This is a genomic window from Rhodococcus sp. WS1, from assembly GCF_003797745.1.
Classification (GTDB): Bacteria; Actinomycetota; Actinomycetes; order Mycobacteriales; family Mycobacteriaceae; genus Rhodococcus_F; species Rhodococcus_F erythropolis.
The window spans coordinates 615,361-633,494 of sequence record NZ_RKLZ01000003.1 but is presented as its reverse complement, the minus strand read 5'-3'; the positions used below and the strand labels follow the sequence as shown (position 1 = coordinate 633,494).

Here is an 18,134-nt window from a genome sequence, read left to right as displayed (position 1 = left end):
CACAGTTCCGAACATCGTTTTCGATCAGCTACGCAAAGGTCGGTTGTACTGATCGCGCACACTGCCGGTCAACATCATGATTCCGTCGATGAGCGGCCAGATGCCACCGATTCCACACGTCAACCAAGTGACCGCGATCTGTGCGACAGCCATGCCGGGCTGGTTGAGGTAAAAACGTCCTGCTCCGAAACCGCCGAGCAGAATGCCCAGCAATCCGGCGGTCGTCTTCGACTTGTCCGAATACGGTTCGCCGGTCATCGGGTCACGTCCGTAGGGTGCGGACGGATCGACAAGGCCGAAACCAGGCTGAGGATAACCCTGACCTTGCGGGTACCCCTGAGGCTGACCGTAACCGGGCTGCGAATATCCAGGCTGGGGGTAGCCCTGCTGCTGACCGTAATTCTGGCTTCCCTGCGGTGGAGCGGCGGGGTAGCCCTGCGGCGGAGCCGCGTAGGGATTCGGAGTTTGATCTGCCGGCGCACCGTAGACGGGACCGTCCGTCGGGGTTTGGGTCGGCCTCGAGTAGTCCGGCGCCGGATGGTCGGTCGCCGGATAGTTCTGGGCGGCGTAGCTTTCCTGCGACGTGTAAGGCGCCGTGGGCTGACTCGGGGTGGAATCAGAATCGGCAGTGGGGAACGCTGTAGTCGATTCGGTTCCGGTCGGCGGCGGGTAGATGGGGTGGTTTCCCCAGCCCGGGCCGTTCCCGACTCCCGAATACGTGTCCCAGCCTGGACCGGTGCCGGTGGTCTCCGTCGACGGAGTCTTTTCCGTTGGCGCCGAGGTTTCCGTCAACGACGCATCTGCCGTCGCGTCGTAGTCGAACGGCGACCCGAACTGGGGTGGAACCGGCGGCTGCGATCCTGACGAGTCCCCCGACTCGGACGGTTCCGGATTCTTGTTCAAGTTAGGCAACGTACTTTCCTTCGATTCGACGACGGTACGTAATAGCTTTTGTTATCGGGCCACGAGACGGGTTCGGCCTTCGCGTGGCCGGTCCCCCACAGATCTTTCCTCGGTTCGTGCTCCCGGATCATCCTCGTAACGGCCGGCGAACACCGTCCCGCGCATTGCCCGAAAGTATCACGATGCCGTCGACGAACGCCCAGATCCAAATTCCGATGGCAAATGGAATTCCGATGAGGAACGCGGACATGAACAGCGCGAAGAACATGCCGAGCAGTTGGCACAGTCCAATGCCGACGCTCCCGATGTAAAGACGACCGACTCCACAGATTCCGAAGAAGCCCAGCAAGATCTGCAACAGTCCAGCTGTAGCTTTCGACTTGTCGGAATACGGTTCCCCCGTTACCGGGTGCCGACCGTACGGCGCATAGGGATCTCCGAACCCGTACATCGATTGAGCGGGCAGTGGCTGCTGATATCCGTACGGATTGGGCGCGCCGTAGACCGGTCCCTGATCCTCGGGGAATCCCCCTTGCGAATAGGGACCTGTCACGGCTTGTCTTTCTTCGACAGCTTCACCGCGTCCGACGACTCATCCGACGCTGCCGTGGAGGCGCTTGCCTCACTGGAAGCGGATTCAGCAGCATCGGATTCAGAATCTTCAGCGTCGGCGCCTTTCGCGTCGGCCTTCGCCGAATCAGTTTCGGTAACTGGCGCCGCGACTCCTGCTTCGCCGGCAGCTACCGCAGCGACGTAGTCCTTCGACTTCAAATCAGCCGGATCCTCACGACCCTTCTTCGCCAGGAAGAAGTAGGCCAGTGCGGCGAAGAACACGATCCCCGAAGTGAATGTGTTGACTCGAATGCCGGCGATCTCGTATGCGAAATCGTCGCGCATCAGTTCGACGACAAACCGGCCCAGGCAATAACCCGCGACGTACAGAGCAAACAGGCGTCCGTGACCGATCTTGAATCGGCGGTCGACGAGGACCAGCAGGATCACGATCAGGACGTTCCACACAGCTTCGTAGAGGAACGTCGGGTGAACGACCCGAATGACTTCTCCGTTGGAGACACCTGCCAGTTGATCGAGCTGGCCGGAGGAGTTCACACGCTCGAAGATCTCGAGGCCCCATGGGACGGTGGTCTCGCGACCGTACAACTCCTGGTTGAAGTAGTTGCCGATACGACCGATGGCCTGCGCGAGCAGGATTCCGGGCGCAATCGCATCACCGAGCGCGGAAACCGGAATGCCGCGTCGACGGCAGCCGATCCACGCACCGATGCCGCCGAGGAACACAGCTCCCCAGATTCCGAGGCCTCCCTGCCACACCTTGAGTGCATCGAGAGGCTGACCGTTCTCGCCGAAATAGGCGGGCCAGTCGGTCAATACGTGATAGAGCCTGCCACCGATCAGACCGAACGGAACAGCCCAGATCGCGATGTCGAGAACGGTCCCCTTCTCGCCGCCGCGGGCGACCCAACGACGATCTCCCCACACGATCGCGACGATGATGCCGAGGATGATGAAGAGCGCGTAGGCGCGCAGCGCTACCGGTCCGACGTACCAGACGCCTTGGGGCGGGCTGGGGATATAGGCCAGTAGGTCCACAGTTGAGGTCACGACGCCACGGTAGCCGAGCGGACGCCCTCGGCGAGTTCTTCGGTGAGCGAGCGAACCGCTCCCAAGCCGTTCTCGACCGCGGAGACCAGAGCCGAGCCGACGATGACGGCATCGGCGTACGCCGCGATTTCGGCAGCTTGTGCGCCGGACCGAACACCCAATCCGACGCCGACGGGAATGTCGGAATGCGCGCGGATTCGTGCGGTCAGTTCCGGAGCCATCGAAGACACGGCGTCTCGAGCGCCGGTGACACCCATTGTCGAGGCCGCGTAGATGAATCCACTACTCGCGTCGAGTGTCATCGCGAGCCGTTCTTCCGTCGAGGACGGGGCGACAAGGAAGATCCGGTCGAGGTGGTGCTCCTCGGATGCTTCCATCCAGGCGCCTGCTTCTTCCGGAATGAGGTTGGGGGTGATGAGTCCGAGCCCGCCGGCGGAAGCGAGGTCTCGTGCGAACTTGTCGACGCCGTACTGCAGTACCGGGTTCCAGTAGGTCATCACGACGGCCTTGCCGCCGACCGAACTGATCTGCTCGATCACGGTGAAGATGTCGCGAAGGCGAACGCCGTTGGTGAGTGCGGTTTCGGCTGCACGCTGGATGGTCGGACCGTCCATGACCGGATCGGAATACGCGACACCGACTTCGATGATGTCGCAGCCACCGTCGACCATCGCCTTGAACACGTCGATCGATTCGGGAACGGTCGGATAACCGGCAGGCAGGTAACCGACGAGGGCGGCACGCTTGTCAGCCTTGCACGCTGCAAAGGTGGGTGCGAGGCGTGATGGTCGTTCGCTCACTTGTCCGAGCCTTCCGTGTTGTCGTTCTGGTCTGCTGCATCAGCCGGAGCGGTTGCCTGACTCGAGGCGCCGTCGAAGAGACCGAACCAGCTTGCGGCGGTGTCCATGTCCTTGTCACCGCGACCGGAGAGATTGACGACGATGATCGCGCCCTCGCCGAGTTCCTTGCCCAGTCGGAGCGCGCCGGCAACGGCGTGGGCGGATTCGATGGCCGGGATGATGCCTTCGCGGCGCGAGAGCAGCAGTAGAGCATCCATCGCTTCGCTGTCGGTGACGGGTTCGTAGGTGGCACGCCCGATATCGCTCAGGTAAGCGTGCTCGGGTCCGACGCCCGGGTAGTCCAGACCAGCAGAGATCGAGTGCGATTCGATGGTCTGACCGTCTTCGTCCTGGAGCAGGTAGGAGTAGGCACCCTGGAATGCGCCAGGGGTACCGCCGGCGAACGTTGCTGCATGCCTTCCGGTTTCGACACCGTCGCCGGCTGCTTCGTAGCCAACCAGACGTACCGACAGATCGTCGATGAACGGATGGAAGATTCCGATTGCGTTGGAGCCGCCTCCGACGCAGGCTGTGACTGCATCGGGCAGGCGGCCGGTCAGTGCCTGAACCTGGACGCGTGTTTCGAGGCCGACCACTCGCTGGAAGTCGCGAACGATGGTGGGGAACGGGTGCGGGCCTGCCGCGGTACCGAAGCAGTAATAGGTGTTGTCCGCGTGGGAAACCCAGTCGCGCAAGGCTTCGTTGATCGCGTCCTTGAGCGTGCGCGAACCGGTCTCGACCGAGACGACCTCCGCGCCGAGCAGGCGCATGCGTGCGACGTTCAGTGCTTGACGTTCGGTGTCGACAGCACCCATGTAGATGACGCACTCGAGACCGAGCAGTGCACAGGCGGTGGCCGATGCCACACCGTGCTGGCCCGCTCCGGTCTCGGCGATGATGCGGGTCTTGCCCATACGCTTCGCCAGCAGAACCTGACCGAGAACATTGTTGATCTTGTGAGAACCGGTGTGGTTCAGATCTTCACGCTTGAGAATGATGCGCGCACCACCGGCGAACTCGCTCATTCGCGTTGCCTCGAAAATCGGCGACGGACGCCCGGTGTAATCGCGCTGCAAGCGATCGAGTTCGTTCAAGAACGTGTCGTCCGCGCGAGCCTTTTCGTACTCCGCAGTGACTTCCTCGATAACCGCCATGAGGGCTTCCGGCACATGCCGTCCGCCATAGACGCCGAAATGCCCTCCGGCATCCGGGTCGTGAGAGCGCTCGGTGAGTCCCGCGCTGGCCGGCGGCAGATTGCCGCCCTTGAATACTGCACCGGAGCCTGGTTCCTGAGTACGTGAAGTCACCCCACCAGTCTGCCCCAACGGTGTCGCTGGTCACCGCCCGGGTGCATCAAAGCACGCCGGGCGGGTGAAGCGCTTTATCGAGACGGTTTGGGGCAGGACGGGTGTGCACCGGCATTGACCAGATCTGCGACAGCCTTGCGAGGGTCGCCGCTGGTCACGAGGCCTTCACCGACGAGCACTGCGTCGGCGCCCGCACCGGCGTACGCCAACAGATCGGCAGTTCCGCGAACACCCGATTCGGCGATCTTGATCGTCTCGGTCGGCAGACCGGGAGCAATGCGACCGAAGGTGTTCTTGTCCACCTCGAGGGTTTTGAGATTGCGCGCGTTGACACCGATCACCTTGGCGCCGGCTTCGAGCGCGCGGTTGGCTTCTTCCTCGGTGTGCACCTCGACGAGGGCAGTCATTCCCAGAGATTCGGTGCGATCGATCAGCGAGGCGAGCGCCTGCTGTTCGAGTGCCGCGACGATCAGCAAGATGACGTCGGCGCCGTGAGCGCGAGCTTCGTGAATCTGGTACGGCCCCACGATGAAGTCCTTGCGCAGCACCGGAATGGTGACCGCTTTACGGACTGCGTCGAGGTCGGCCAACGAGCCGTGAAAACGGCGCTCTTCGGTGAGAACACTGATGATGCGTGCGCCACCGGCTTGGTAAGCCGCGGCAAGCTCTGCGGGATCGGCAATGTCGGCCAGCGCACCCTTTGAGGGGCTCGCTCGCTTGACCTCGGCGATGACGCCGATGCTCGATTCCAGAAGTGCTGCTGCAGCATCGAGTGCAGGCGGTGCAGCGGCCGCAGCAGCCTTGACTGCAGCGAAGTCGAGTACGGCTTCGCGGGCGGCGACATCAGCGCGCACCCCGTCGAGAATCGAGTCGAGTACGGTCATCGTGGCCCGAATCCTTTCTGGGCAAGAGCCCGATGTGAGATACGTCATCAGGGTGGTCTCAGCCTAGTGGGACGAAATTTTGCTACTCCGCCGGGGTACCCACGCAGGTGAGGGTTCAGTCTTACTCAGTGCGACGACCCCGGTTTCGCACCGTTGCCTCCCCCAGCTCCGTCGTCCCCATCAGCCACTGTCGGGTCCTCTCCGGCATCGAGCGCGTCCCACAACATCCGTTGTGTCACAGGCTCGTCCGACGCGGGCGTGTCTCCCTGACCGAGCTTGGCTGCAGCTTCGCGGCGCGCGGCCGGGTTGTCGTACTTCGACGACAACCCGCCTCGCACTGGAGGTTTGCGCATCAGAAGTACTGCTGCGCCGAGCGCCGCCACCGCTCCGAGCAACGCAAGCAAGGCAGGCAGTACCGAAACAGTCGTCGAGAGATCTTCCGGGTGACCGGACAACTCGGCCAACTCCACCGCTCGGTCCGCAGAGGCTCCGGACACCAACAACTGCACCGCCGGAACCGCTACCGCGACGGCGACGAGTGCCACCAACAGTCCGACCACACGAAGCGCCCAACCTCGCACCGCGAACGACGCCGCGATCGCCGCCAGAAGCGCGAGCGCGAGCGGAGTCATCGCCGCCGCCCAGGTGCTGCCGTCGAGGTCCGTCGTCCGCTCCAGCGTCTTGCCGTCGCTCGAGGTCAGATGAACCCACGTCATTCGTGAGCTGCCCCACAGAGCTGCTGCCGACAGTGCAAGCAAAAGCGTCCTCGGCACAGCGGTGCCACGAGAAGCCCTTGTAGGCTGCTCCGCTGCAATCGACTCGTTCTCACTCACTGATCGTCACCTCCGATGGTGCGCAGGGTGTGCGCCGACGCGATGGCGCTCAGCACTGCCATCGCCTTGTTGCGGGCCTCGGTGTCCTCGTAGACCGGATCGGAGTCGGCGACGACGCCGGCGCCCGCCTGGACATATCCGATCCCGTCCTTGATCAATGCCGTTCGGATCGCGATCGCGGTGTCGGCGTCGCCGGCGAAGTCGAGGTAGCCGACGATGCCGCCGTAGATACCCCGCCTGGTGGGCTCGAGTTCTTCGATCAGCTGCATCGCACGCACCTTGGGTGCCCCTGACAGGGTTCCAGCGGGGAAGCATGCGGTGACCGCGTCGAGAGCGTGCTTTCCCTCGGCCAGATGACCGGTGACGGTCGATACGAGATGCATCACGTGGCTGTACCGCTCGATGTGCCGGTAGTCGTGCACCTTCACCGTGCCCGGGCGACAGACACGACCCAGATCGTTTCGCCCCAGATCGACGAGCATGAGGTGCTCGGAGTTTTCCTTCTCGTCGGCGAGGAGGTCCTTCTCGAGCAGGATGTCGTCCTCCTCTGTGGCACCGCGCCATCTGGTTCCAGCGATCGGGTGTGTCGTCGCGACGCCCTCGGCGACGGTGACCAGTGCTTCAGGGCTCGAACCGACGATCGAAAACGCCGTCTCTCCGTCACCGTTCGGCACGTTGAGCAGATACATGTACGGGCTGGGGTTCGACGCGCGCAGCATCCGGTACACGTCGATCGGTGCTGCAGTGCAATCGATCTCGAATCGCTGCGAGAGAACTACCTGGAATGCCTCGCCCGCTTCGATGTCGCCGATCAACTTTTTGACGTCGACACCGAAGCTCTCGGTGGTGCGTTGACGACGGTAGTTCGGAGTCGCTTTCGAGAATGTCGACACCGTCGATTTCGCCGGCGCCGCGAGAGCGCGAGTCATCGCGTCCAACCTGGCGACCGCGTCGTCGTACGCCGTGTCGACACGCTCGTCGGTGCCGTCCCAGTTGACCGCATTGGCGATGAGGGTGATCGCCCCTTCGTGGTGATCGACAGCGGCGATGTCGGCAGCAAGCAGCATGACCATCTCGGGTATCTGCAGGTCGTCGACCGCGGAGTCACCCAATCTCTCGAGGCGCCGCACCGCGTCGTAACCGAGGAACCCGACCATTCCGCCGGTCAGCGGGGGTAGGTCGGGAAGTCGCTCCGAACGAAGTAGTTCGAGGGTGGCACCGAGTGCATCGATCGGGTCACCGCCGGCCGGAGCACCGGCCGGAACATTGCCGTACCAAGCCGCCTCTCCGTCCACGACGGTCAGTGCAGCCGGACTCCCGACGCCGATGAACGACCACCGCGACCACGAACGACCGTTCTCGGCCGACTCGAGCAAGAAGGTGCCTGGACGATTGCCGGCCAACTTCTCGTACGCCGAGAGCGGAGTTTCGGAGTCCGCCAACACTTTCCGAGTGACCGGAACGACCCGGTGCTCAGCTGCGAGGGCACGGAACTGCTCCCGAGTGGTGGTGGAATCGGACGCGTCACCGACGATCGCGGTGTCGGACGACCGTGCGGACATGGAGGTGGGCTCGCCGTGCATGCCTCCATCATCCCAGGCTCCCCCACACGGTCGTCGTGCGCGGGTAACCTCGGCCGAATGAAACCAGGCCAACTCGCCCCCGATTTCTCGCTGCCCGACCAGGACGGAACTCCGCGCTCGCTGACGAGCCTGCTCGCGAACGGCCCCTTGGTCCTCTTCTTCTACCCGGCAGCCTCGACGCCGGTGTGCACCGCCGAGGCGTGCCACTTCCGTGACCTGGGCAGCGAATTCGCCGCGGTGGGCGCTTCGCGGGCAGGTATCAGCACCGATACGGTCGAAGCTCAGTCCACCTTTGCCACCGCACAATCCTTCGACTACCCCCTGCTCGCCGACACCGACGGCAAGGTAGCCGAACAGTTCGGCGTCAAGCGCGGACTCCTGGGCAAGCTGGCTCCGGTCAAACGCTCGACCTTCGTGATCGACACCGACCGCACCGTTCTCAAAGTCATCTCGAGTGAACTTCGCGCCAACACGCACGGCGACCAGGCACTCGAGTTCCTTCGCAATCGAAGCTGACTCACCTGGGCGCAATGATTCTCTGAGCAACCTGATTCTCTAGGCGACCTGAATCGAGCGCTTCGCAAGTCCCATCCAGAATCCGTCGATCACCTGGGTGGGCACCTGCTCCGGATCGGACGACGCACCGAGCGTGACGAACAACGGGGCGAAGTGCTCGATGGTCGGATGCGCGTACGGCATCCCGGGAGCTTGGGCGCGGAAGTCGATCAACGAATCGACGTCTCCGGCAGCGAACCTCTCCCCTGCCCACGCGTCGAATTCCGCCGACCATCCCGGGGCCTGCGCCTCCGGTGACGGATCGCGCAGGAACGGCAGCCCGTGCGTGGTGAATCCGGATCCCACGATCAGTACACCTTGCTCACGGAGTGGCCGTAGGCGTTCTCCGAGATGGAGCAAACGCTCGGGATCGAGGGTTGGCAGCGAAATTTGCAGTACCGGGATGTCTGCGTCCGGGTACATCACCGTGAGCGGCACGTAGGCACCGTGATCGAGTCCTCGATTCGGCTGCTGAACCACTCGTTCGTTGTCCGGCATCAACGCGGCGACCTGAGCTGCGAGTTCCGGAGCGCCGGGAGAGTTGTACTTCGCGCGGTAGAACCTCTCGGGAAAACCACCGAAGTCGTAGATGAGCGGGGTGCCCGTGGTCGTCGAACCGATCGTCAGCGGTGCTGATTCCCAGTGCGCCGAGACGACGAGGATTGCCGTCGGCCGCGGAAGATCGCCGGCCCACGCCCCCAATTGGTCGACCCACAACGCGCTGTCCACCAGCGGCGGAGCACCGTGGCTGAGATACAGCGCAGGCATGGTTGTGGTGGACATATGGGCTCCTCGGGATAGACATTCGTCGTTAAGTTGAAGGTTCAACCTAATATAGGACTCAACACTTGCGTCCCGCAACTATTCCCCGCAATATTCTTCTGGACATGCGTCTGAGACGCTGTACACCAGCACGCTCCGTGCACGAAGAATGCTCGACCCGAAGGAGAAGTCACCGATGAGTGAACCGACCGCGCAGCCCGACGCGCAGTCTCAGACGAAGTGGCTCACAGCCGAGCAGCAGGAAGCCTGGCTGACACTGATCGCTCTCGTGACACGGTTGCCTGCCGCACTCGACACTCAACTGCAACGCGATTCGGCACTCACCCACTTCGAATACTTCGTGCTCGCCGCACTCTCGGACGCCCCCGACCACAAGCTCCAGTTGTCGGTACTGGCCCAGCGCGCGAACGCTTCCCTGTCCCGCCTCTCGCACGTCGTCACGAAGATGGAGAAAGCCGGCTGGGTGAAACGGGAAGTCATTCGCGGCAGCCGCGGCTCCAACGCAGTACTCACCGACGAAGGAATGACAAAGGTCGTCGCGGCCGCGCCGCCACACGTCGCCTCGGTTCAAGGTCTCCTCTTCGAGGGCCTCGATGATCGCCAGGTCGCCCAGCTTTCGTCCTTGGGGACTGCAATGCTCAGCCAACTGGACAAGGGAATCGCCGCCGGACTCGGCAAGGCCTGACCCCTTTCCCGACACGAGCGGCCCGATCCTTACGACGGCGGCTTCGTGAGGTCGAGTGCAGCCAGGTGACTGAACAGCATGCTCGCTCCGATCGGGTTTCCACCTCCGGGATACGTAGTCCCGCTGGCCGCTGCCATCGTGTTCCCCGCCGCGTACAACCCGGCAATCGCCGTACCGTCGGCTTTGAGCACCCGCCCGGTTGCGTCGGTACGTAGACCACCTTTGGTCCCGAGGTCGGAGATACCGAAAGCGGCCGCGTGAAACGGTCCTTGGTCGATCGGTACGAGCGGTGAAGCCCCCTCCGAAAAGGCACGGTCGTACGCAGTGTCTCCTCGGCCGAAGTCCGTGTCGACGCCGGTCGCCGCAGACTCGTTGAATCGCTTCACGGTCTGCACCAGTTCCGCTGCGGGAACATCGATCTGGGCGGCGAGGTCTTCGAGCGTCTGGGCACTCTTCCACAACCCCGCATCCACATAGTGCTCCGTCTGTGCCATGGGCACGTTGGGCGCCTTCACCGGCGGCACTGCACCTTCCCTGTTGTCGTAGATCATCCAGTACGGTGTGGTTACTTTTCGTGTCCGCATGTGTTCGATGACGGAGCGACCCAAGCGGTCGTACGGCGCAGACTCGTTGACGAATCGACGACCGTTGTCGTCCACGAAGATTCCGCCGGTGAACCACAGCGCAAATGCGGAGCGGCCATCCGGATGGGTGAGCCCCGGCGACCACCAGGCCTCCCCCATGAGGTCGGTATCGGCGCCCACGGCGATAGCCGCCTGATGCGCCTTGCCGAGATTGCCGGGACAACCCATCGTGTCGAGCGCAGAGCCGGGAACACCGAATTCGGCTCGCAGGGTCTCGTTCTGTTCGAATCCGCCCGCGGCCAGAATCACTCCTCTGCGGGCTCGGATGGTTCGACGTCGACCACCTTGTTCGACGACCGCGCCGACGACCGATCCGTCCTCGACGACCAATTCTTCGAGAGTGGTGTTCAGGTGCATGGCGGCGTTGGCGAATGTCGAAAGTGCCAGCAAGAATCGACCGATCAACGACTGCCCGCCGACGAGGTACGCCGGCAACTCTTCTCCCAACCGCTCCGTCGCGAGCGGCGATCGAAGTGAATCACGAAGCACACCAAGCTTCTTAGCGTTCATCGGTTTGGGAACGATGTGTCGACCGCTCGCGCGAGCCTTGGGTTTTTCCCCGAAGTAGTCGGGCCACGGCAGTATCTGGAACTCGAAATTCGAGTCCTCTTCGAGATAGTCGATCAGCCCGGCGCCGCCTCGAACGTATGCCTCCTGGACGTCGGCAGGTGTCCGATCACCCACCACCGAACGGTAGTACTCCAGCGCGTCTTCGATGGTGTCGTCGTCCCCGCCCCGGCGAAGAACGGCGTTGCACGGGAACCACATTCCGCCGCCGCCCGAGTACGCCGTTGTTCCGCCGTACTTGTCGGTCGCTTCGATCACAATGACGTCGAGGCCTTCGCGTGCTGCCGTGTACGCGCCGGCGAGTCCGCCGCCCGATCCCACAGCGAGTACGTCGCATGTCTCGTCCCACTTCGTCATAATCAGCCTCTCCGATCCTGGGCACATTTCCGAACGTGTTCTAGAAATCGTTCTAACACATGGACTTAGCGATCGCGGGGGATCGAAATTCTGTCCCACCGAGCGGGAGCGAGACATGACGCCGAGCGGGAGCGAGACATGACACCGAGCGGGGAGCGAGAACGAGCAGCGATAGCGCACACTTTGCTCGCACGGGTCTGATCCCGTAGTGTCTGGACACATGTCTGGTAAGACCAAGTTCGAGTCCACTCGTCGACGGCTCACACAGCAGCAAGCCGAAACCGTCGATCGATTGACCGCGGCAGCGATCACGGTCCTGCGCGACAAAGGGTTTGCCGATCTGACTGTACGAATGGTGGCAGCGGAAGCCGGTGTCGCCGCAGCCACGGCGTACACCTATTTTTCGTCCAAGAGTCACCTTGTGGCAGAACTGTTCTGGCGCCGACTCGACGCAGTACCGCACGAGCCCTCCCCCGAGGCGGAACGAGAAGCGCAGGTCTGCTCGGTCCTTCGAAGCGTCGCACTCCTCGTTTCCGACGAACCGGAGCTGGCCGCGGCCGTGACCACGGCGATGATGGGCAATGATCCCGACGTCGAACACCTTCGGGGACGTATCGGCAAGAACATCCGCGAGCGGCTCATCGAGGCGCTGGGGCCGTCATACGATCCCGACGTACTCGAAGCACTCGAAATCTCCTGGTCCGGAGCGCTTGTCCGAGCCGGCATGGGTTACGAGTCCTATTCGCAGATCGCAGACCGGCTCGAAGTCACTGCCAGGCTGATCATGGCGGGCCGCGACAACCTTCACTAGACGGGGGTCATGGCACTCACCAACCATGTGCCGTCGACTCGATCGAGTGTCACCTCGACTCGGCTCGACGTCGACGCTGGTGCCGGCCGCGCGATACTCGTCGTGATCTGATCGACGAACAGGAGCAATTCCGCTCGGTCTGCAGCAGCGGAGAGCACTCCCACGTCGACTACTCGCGCCTTCGTGCTGATTCCTTGCTCCTTCGACTGGGGTGCAACGGTTTTCGATCCGAATTCGGCGAAGCGGTCCTGAAATGTTCCACTTGCACCCTCGGCAGCATGTGCAAGATCCTCGTCCACCGTGTCGCTGTTGTAGCTCAAGAGATTCTCGACGAGCATCGGCGCCACACCGATCACCTCGACACGTGCGGTTTCAGTGGCTGCCGAACGGTGGTGACTCCAGAGCAGAGTCCCGCCGACTCCCACCAAGATCAGCGCTGCAAACGCCAAGACCACGCGCTTCACGGGACGAACTCCACACTCGACATCAGTACCCGACCGTCGACCTCTTCGACACCGACGCGAAGACGGTAGGTTCGCGCCGAAGACTCTCCCGCCGAATTGCCGACCTGAGCCGATGCCGCGATCAGTACCACCCCCGAGGTTCCGGATTCCGATGCCAGGGCTGCGGTGTCGACATGACCGTCGGAATCGACGGCGAAATCACGGATCGATGCGACGAACGCAGATTCACCGGACTTCAGTTCGTCTGCAAAAGTTCCCGTAGTCAGCGACTTCAGCTCCGCGAGATCCTCGTCGAGCGTGGCAGAGTGAACGTCGATCAGAGCAAGGGTTCCTGCGACAGCACCGTCGACGAACCCTTGACGCTGGGACTCTCGCACGCGGTCCGATCGAACTGCCAGACAACCGAAGACGACAACGACGCTCAGAGCCGCGAGTGCAATCCAGACCAGGGCAGTGAGTACACCGCGCTTCCCTCGGACCGGATCCAGCACCTCACCTCTCAGCGATTCGTCGGCGTCAGCAACTGTTGCCACGGCTCACGCTCCCCCGGACCGGAGTCAGCCGGAGCCAACTCCGTGTGTTGATAGTCGACTCCGTCAGGCCCGGTGTACAACTCGCCGGGCGCATTCGTCCCCGACGGCACGTACGCTTCGGGGCTCCGGCATATCTCCGGGCTCGGTGCTCGTTTGCCCGGTACCTCCATGCAGGGAATGTTCCGAGATCCACGAACGGCGAAGACCGAGTTCTGTGGCACTTTGCAGTACAGATCAGCCGGGGTGTCCGGCACACTCATCTGGGTCGGGTCCCGTCGCTGATCGGCAGGAAGGTAACCGGTCGAGCACGCCGCAGGGTCCTGCGCTTGGAGGTGGAAGTTGACGTTCGCGGCGCCGTCCACCTGCCCGCGTTGTACGACGGTTTCCTGTGCCGCGACCAGTGGCGGCAAGATGACGAGCACCTGTTCCAACCCGGCGTTGTACGTCAAAGCAACCTGAGCGGTGCTGGTGAAATTGGCAAGCAGCACAGGCAAAGTGGGTTTGAGGCCTTGAAACAGCAGGTCGGCTTCAGTCGCGAAGCCCGGTCCGGTCTCGAGGATATTGCGCACGGACCCGTCGGCGACCTCCAACTGTCCACTAAGCTGAGCGACACTGGACGCCCACTGGCGAATCTGATCGCCCGTCACCACCTGTGTCTGCAGGAGCGGATCCAACTGCTGTACGAGCGTCGTAGCCGGCGTTGTGGCAGCGGACATCTGATCGACGAACGAAGTGGTCGAATCCAGCAGACGAGCCAGATCCTCTCCCCTGCCTCCGAAAGCTGCCGCGGACTCGTCGATCACCGATCGCAACTTGTCCTGCGGTACGGATGCGAGCATCGCCTGCGCCTGATCGAGGACCGGTCCGATCTCGGTCGGGATCGTGACAGCGTCGGGGCCGATCACGTCTCCGTCGGCCAGAAAGGGTCCGTCCGCGGTGCTCGGCTGCATGTCGACGTATTGCTCACCGATTGCCGACACGCTTCGCACCGCTACTGCGAGTCCGCTGGAGGGAACGGGAACCGCACTCTCCAAAGATAATTCGGCGCGTACCACTCCCGGAGAGAGACGCACCGACCTGACCTGACCGATAGTGTCGCCGCGATAGGTCACGTTCGCGTTCCGATACAGGCCGCCGGCGTCGGGCAGTTCGACTGTCACCGAATAGCGCCCGATGCCGAGCATGGTCGGGACTCTCAGGTACGAGATAGCCGCTGCGCTCATGCCTATCACCGCCAGGATCGCGAAGATCGTCAATTGCCTTCGCACCAACTTCGTGAGAATCATCGTCCACCGTCCTGGGCGGTCCGCCCTGTGCTACTTGGGTCGGTCCGCCCGGTGTCACTTGGGGCGGCCCGCCCGGTGTCACTTGGGTCGGTCCGCCCGGTGTCACTTGGGGCGGCCCGCCCGGTACCCAGAGGCGCGGTCAAAGGATCGACCAGTACTCCGTTCTCCACCGGAGTTTGCGGCGCCCCGAACGGAGTACCGAAGCCCAGACCTGACTGAAGGCGATTACTCGTGAGGTCGATCAGCGCCCACAAATTGGTGTAATCACCGCGCATTCCGTCGTCGATGGTCGTCTGGGGGAAGGGGAAGGTACTCAGGTTGCCCAAATTGTTGATCAGGTCCGGTCCTGTTTCGACCACCTTCTGCAGCGTCGATTCCAAGGCGCTCAAATTGGCTTTCAAATCGTCGCGGGTCCGGTCGACCAGATCGGTCCCGACGTCCCCGAACCTGCCGACCGCATCGAGGGCGGTGGTCAGGTCGACGCGTTGGACGCTGAGGTCCGCCAAGGCCGGATCAAGGGTCTCCAACGCCTCACCGAGAACGTCTCGCTGAGCCGTGATCTCGCCGGCGAACACGTCGAGATTCTCCATGGTCGTGACTATCGCCTCGCGTTGACGGTCGAGTGTCTCGGTCACGGTGTCCATCTGGCTCAGCAGGTCGCGCGCCGCATCGGTCCGTCCGCCGAGAGCAGTGTTCAGTTCCGTGGTGATGCTGTGAATCTGGGCCAGCCCACCGCCGTTGAGCACCAAGGACAGTGCCGTCAACGCTTCCTCGGTGGTGGGATAGACACTGGCCGATGCAAGGGGAATCACGGATCCCTCCGACAACCGCCCTTCCGGCGCCACCTCGGTGGGCGGCGCGAGCGCGACGTGTTTGGATCCGAGCAGACTGGTTTGGCCGATCTTGGCAGTCGCGTTGGCGGGCAGCGACACCGAGCCGTCGAGCGCAACCGTCACCCGTGCGTGCCAGTTGTCGGTCTCGATCGCACTGATACTTCCGACTGTCACGTCGTTGACCATGACCGGGGAGTTGGGACTGATCGACGTGACGTCCGGCATCTCGATCACGACCGAGAAACTTCCCTCACCGCGGCCGGCCGCGCCCGGCAGCGACACCGAATTCAGCCCGCTCCATTGACAACCCGTCAGAACGAGCACAGCGCTCGCCGCCACACACACTGTTCCCCACCGGCGGCCAGTCATCGTGATCCTGTCGACGGCATGAGCAAGCCGGTCAGATCAGACGCCACCGGTACCGTCGGAAAACTCAAGGCGCCAGTCGGTTCCAGATCAGGCTCGCTGTACACCAGTTGGTCCGGAAGAGCGCCGAGCGCCCGGGTCGGATTGATGCTCAGGTCCGGGTAGTTCGCTTTGATCGTGTTGAGCAACGGGCCGAGGTATTCGATGCACAAATCCGCGCCCTTCTTCGAGGTGTCGTTGGCCAGGCCGGCGATTCCGCCGCAGATCAAGTCGATCGGGTTGCCGACGTTCTGGAATGCGGGCACACCCACCATCGCTCCTTGGGCCGGCCGGTAGACGTTGTAGTAGTTCGACAACGCTGTCGGAGCCAGATGCAGTACCTTCTCGAGACCTGCGCGCTTGTCGACCAATACCTGGGACACGTCGGCCAACTTCGCGATCTGATCCGTCAAGCCGGTTCGGTTCTGTTCGACAAACCGCTGTACGTCGACGACGGCGGCGTCCAGATCGGCGAGAGCCGGAGCCAATTGCGTCCGGCTCTCAGCGAGCACACTCGAGACATTTGCCAGCCGTCCTTGGAACTGAACGATCTGTTCGTCGCTTGCGGCGAGTGCGGTCGTGAAGGTCTGCAGGCCGCGGATGGTGCCGAACAGATCGGCTCCGCCTTCGTCGAGTGTGCTCATAGCCTCCGAGAGTTCGGTCACCGAGCGCCCCAGCGCTTCCCCGTTGCCGGCCAGTGCGGATCCGGCACCGTCGAGGAAGTTGGCGGCGGGACCGCGATCGTCCCCGTCGGGACCCAAAGCATCGGCAACCCGGCCCAGCTGTTCCTTGATCTGGTCCCACTCGACCGGGACGGCTGTTCGGTCGAGCCCGATCTCCGCACCGTCATTCAGTGCGTCGGCGCCGTCCGTCACCGCCGGCGTCAACTGCACGAAGCGGGCCGAGACCAGTGACTGGGCAACGATCACCGCTTTCGCGTCCTCGGCGACGGGAACCTCGCGCGCCAATTTCAGTTCGACGCGCATTCGATCTCCCTGTGGGGCGATCTCGGTGACGCGGCCGACGTCGACTCCCACGACACGAACGTCGTCACCGACATACAGACCAGTCGTCGAGGTGAAGTAGGCGGTCACGTTGTAGTAGCGCAGATGTTGCACCGCAAGGTATCCCGACGCGACGACGATCGCCGCGCCGACGACGCTTCCACCGACGACGGCGATTCGACGCCAGTTCACCGGTTTGCGAACTCGTAAGGCACCCATCATCGAACCTCCGGAATCGGTAGCGGCGCAGGTGGTAGCCCGAACATCGCGTTGATCAACGGTTGGGTGTATTGCGCCGGTACCAGGTTCTGGACGTAGGCGTAATAGAAGGGACCGCTGGCCACGGTGTCGCCGAGCGTGCCCACGTACGTACCGAGACCGTCGATTCCCTGAGAAAGGTTGTCCTTGTTGTTCTGCAGAATGCCGACAACCGTGTCGAGTTTGCCGAGGACCGGTTGCAATTGCGCCTCGTTGTCGTGGACGAGTCCGCTCAGCTGGGTCGACAACGCCGAGATGTTCGTGATCACTTCCCCCAGCGCCGCCTGTCGCCGATCCAGTTCTCCCAACAAGGCGTTGCCGTCGACGAGTAGCGCGTTGACCTGTGGTCCACGCTCGGCCAGCGTCCCGGCGACGTCGTTTGCATCGGACAGCAAGGTGCGCAACATGTCGTCGCGTCTATTGACGCTGTCGGAGATCCGTGCGACACCGTCCAGCGCCGGCCTCAGGTTCGGCGCACTGTCGGACATCACCTGCCCCACTGCGTCGAGCGATTCGGAGAGTTGGTCGAGATCGATGTCCTCGACCGTCGTGGTGAGGTCACCGAGCACGTCGGGCAGCGAGTACGCCGATCTTGTACGCTCGACCGGGATCTCGCCGCCGACCGCGATCCTGCCCGGACCGTCCAGATCGAGCGATACCGCTCGCTTGCCGAGCAACGACATCGTGGTGACGGCCGCCGATGTGCTTTCTCCCAAGCCGATCGAGCCTTCCAGTGTGAAATCCACGCGCGCGAGTCCGTGCTCGACCTCGATCCGGTCCACCGTTCCGATCTTCACTCCGGCGGCGTTGACTTCGTCTCCCGGCGCGAGACCGCTGGCGTCGGCGAACACCGCGCTGTACCCGACACCCGATTTCAGGAACTGCAGATTCTGATACTGGAGCGATGCCAATACGACGGCGGCCGTGACGACCAATCCCACGACCCCCACGCGTACGGCCTGGCTCTGTGCCATCTC

At 63.0% G+C, this 18,134-nt stretch carries 19 protein-coding genes; 3 read left to right on the top strand and 16 right to left on the bottom strand.

What is annotated here, in order from left to right:
• Positions 1–24: 24 nt before the first annotated feature.
• From EEB12_RS27810 to EEB12_RS27775, 8 genes are all read right to left on the bottom strand, one after another.
• The gene (locus EEB12_RS27810; protein ID WP_029538193.1) at positions 25–903 is read right to left on the bottom strand and encodes a TM2 domain-containing protein; all 879 of its coding nucleotides are present in this window, start codon (positions 901–903) and stop codon (positions 25–27) included.
• Between the two features lie 127 nt (positions 904–1,030).
• Complete coding sequence (locus EEB12_RS27805; RefSeq protein ID WP_020907925.1) at positions 1,031–1,456, bottom strand: TM2 domain-containing protein; 426 nt, start codon at positions 1,454–1,456, stop codon at positions 1,031–1,033.
• Positions 1,453–2,526 (bottom strand): prolipoprotein diacylglyceryl transferase, encoded by a 1,074-nt coding sequence (lgt, locus tag EEB12_RS27800; RefSeq protein WP_019748656.1) that lies wholly within the window; start codon positions 2,524–2,526, stop codon positions 1,453–1,455. Before lgt ends, EEB12_RS27805 begins: the two co-directional genes overlap by 4 nt.
• The gene (trpA, locus tag EEB12_RS27795; RefSeq protein ID WP_003944010.1) at positions 2,523–3,326 is read right to left on the bottom strand and encodes a tryptophan synthase subunit alpha; all 804 of its coding nucleotides are present in this window, start codon (positions 3,324–3,326) and stop codon (positions 2,523–2,525) included. The genes lgt and trpA overlap by 4 nt, the downstream gene beginning before the upstream one ends.
• Complete coding sequence (trpB, locus tag EEB12_RS27790; RefSeq protein WP_019748657.1) at positions 3,323–4,672, bottom strand: tryptophan synthase subunit beta; 1,350 nt, start codon at positions 4,670–4,672, stop codon at positions 3,323–3,325. The genes trpA and trpB overlap by 4 nt, the downstream gene beginning before the upstream one ends.
• 74 nt (positions 4,673–4,746) lie before the next feature.
• On the bottom strand, positions 4,747–5,556 hold the full coding sequence (gene trpC / locus EEB12_RS27785) for an indole-3-glycerol phosphate synthase TrpC (protein WP_003944016.1): 810 nt from the start codon (positions 5,554–5,556) through the stop codon (positions 4,747–4,749).
• A 125-nt stretch (positions 5,557–5,681) separates the two neighbouring features.
• A complete protein-coding gene (locus EEB12_RS27780) occupies positions 5,682–6,389 on the bottom strand; it encodes a TIGR02234 family membrane protein (protein ID WP_019748659.1) in 708 nt (235 codons plus the stop codon).
• A complete protein-coding gene (locus tag EEB12_RS27775) occupies positions 6,386–7,972 on the bottom strand; it encodes an anthranilate synthase component I (RefSeq protein WP_019748660.1) in 1,587 nt (528 codons plus the stop codon). Before EEB12_RS27775 ends, EEB12_RS27780 begins: the two co-directional genes overlap by 4 nt.
• A 57-nt stretch (positions 7,973–8,029) precedes the next feature.
• Here EEB12_RS27775 and EEB12_RS27770 point away from each other — a divergent pair, with 57 nt between their 5' ends.
• Entirely contained in the window at positions 8,030–8,488 is a 459-nt protein-coding gene (locus tag EEB12_RS27770; RefSeq protein ID WP_020907928.1) for a peroxiredoxin, read from the top strand.
• A 39-nt stretch (positions 8,489–8,527) separates the two neighbouring features.
• Here the strand turns inward: EEB12_RS27770 and EEB12_RS27765 are convergent, their stop codons facing one another.
• Complete coding sequence (locus EEB12_RS27765; RefSeq protein WP_019748662.1) at positions 8,528–9,310, bottom strand: dioxygenase; 783 nt, start codon at positions 9,308–9,310, stop codon at positions 8,528–8,530.
• 175 nt (positions 9,311–9,485) lie between these two features.
• On the opposite strand from EEB12_RS27765, the gene EEB12_RS27760 reads away from it, so the two are divergent.
• Entirely contained in the window at positions 9,486–9,995 is a 510-nt protein-coding gene (locus EEB12_RS27760) for a MarR family winged helix-turn-helix transcriptional regulator (protein ID WP_020969752.1), read from the top strand.
• A gap of 29 nt (positions 9,996–10,024) precedes the next feature.
• On the opposite strand, the gene EEB12_RS27755 is transcribed toward EEB12_RS27760, so the two are convergent.
• Positions 10,025–11,563 (bottom strand): FAD-binding protein, encoded by a 1,539-nt coding sequence (locus EEB12_RS27755; protein ID WP_141488885.1) that lies wholly within the window; start codon positions 11,561–11,563, stop codon positions 10,025–10,027.
• 220 nt (positions 11,564–11,783) lie between these two features.
• Here EEB12_RS27755 and EEB12_RS27750 point away from each other — a divergent pair, with 220 nt between their 5' ends.
• Positions 11,784–12,374, top strand: a complete 591-nt coding sequence (locus tag EEB12_RS27750; RefSeq protein ID WP_003943994.1) for a TetR/AcrR family transcriptional regulator — start codon at positions 11,784–11,786, stop codon at positions 12,372–12,374.
• On the opposite strand, the gene EEB12_RS27745 is transcribed toward EEB12_RS27750, so the two are convergent.
• From EEB12_RS27745 to EEB12_RS27720, 6 genes are read right to left on the bottom strand one after another with little or no spacing between them, the layout of a single operon-like run.
• Positions 12,371–12,838: a hypothetical protein gene (locus EEB12_RS27745; protein ID WP_113684201.1), complete on the bottom strand. Its 468-nt coding sequence runs from the start codon at positions 12,836–12,838 to the stop codon at positions 12,371–12,373. The genes EEB12_RS27750 and EEB12_RS27745 overlap by 4 nt on opposite strands.
• A complete protein-coding gene (locus EEB12_RS27740) occupies positions 12,835–13,371 on the bottom strand; it encodes a hypothetical protein (RefSeq protein WP_020907934.1) in 537 nt (178 codons plus the stop codon). Before EEB12_RS27740 ends, EEB12_RS27745 begins: the two co-directional genes overlap by 4 nt.
• Entirely contained in the window at positions 13,338–14,657 is a 1,320-nt protein-coding gene (locus tag EEB12_RS27735; protein WP_141488884.1) for an MCE family protein, read from the bottom strand. The genes EEB12_RS27740 and EEB12_RS27735 overlap by 34 nt, the downstream gene beginning before the upstream one ends.
• Entirely contained in the window at positions 14,654–15,859 is a 1,206-nt protein-coding gene (locus tag EEB12_RS27730) for an MCE family protein (RefSeq protein WP_258537544.1), read from the bottom strand. Before EEB12_RS27730 ends, EEB12_RS27735 begins: the two co-directional genes overlap by 4 nt.
• A complete protein-coding gene (locus EEB12_RS27725; protein WP_141488883.1) occupies positions 15,856–17,118 on the bottom strand; it encodes an MCE family protein in 1,263 nt (420 codons plus the stop codon). The genes EEB12_RS27730 and EEB12_RS27725 overlap by 4 nt, the downstream gene beginning before the upstream one ends.
• Positions 17,118–18,131, bottom strand: a complete 1,014-nt coding sequence (locus EEB12_RS27720; RefSeq protein WP_050794052.1) for an MCE family protein — start codon at positions 18,129–18,131, stop codon at positions 17,118–17,120. Before EEB12_RS27720 ends, EEB12_RS27725 begins: the two co-directional genes overlap by 1 nt.
• Positions 18,132–18,134: the final 3 nt, after the last annotated feature.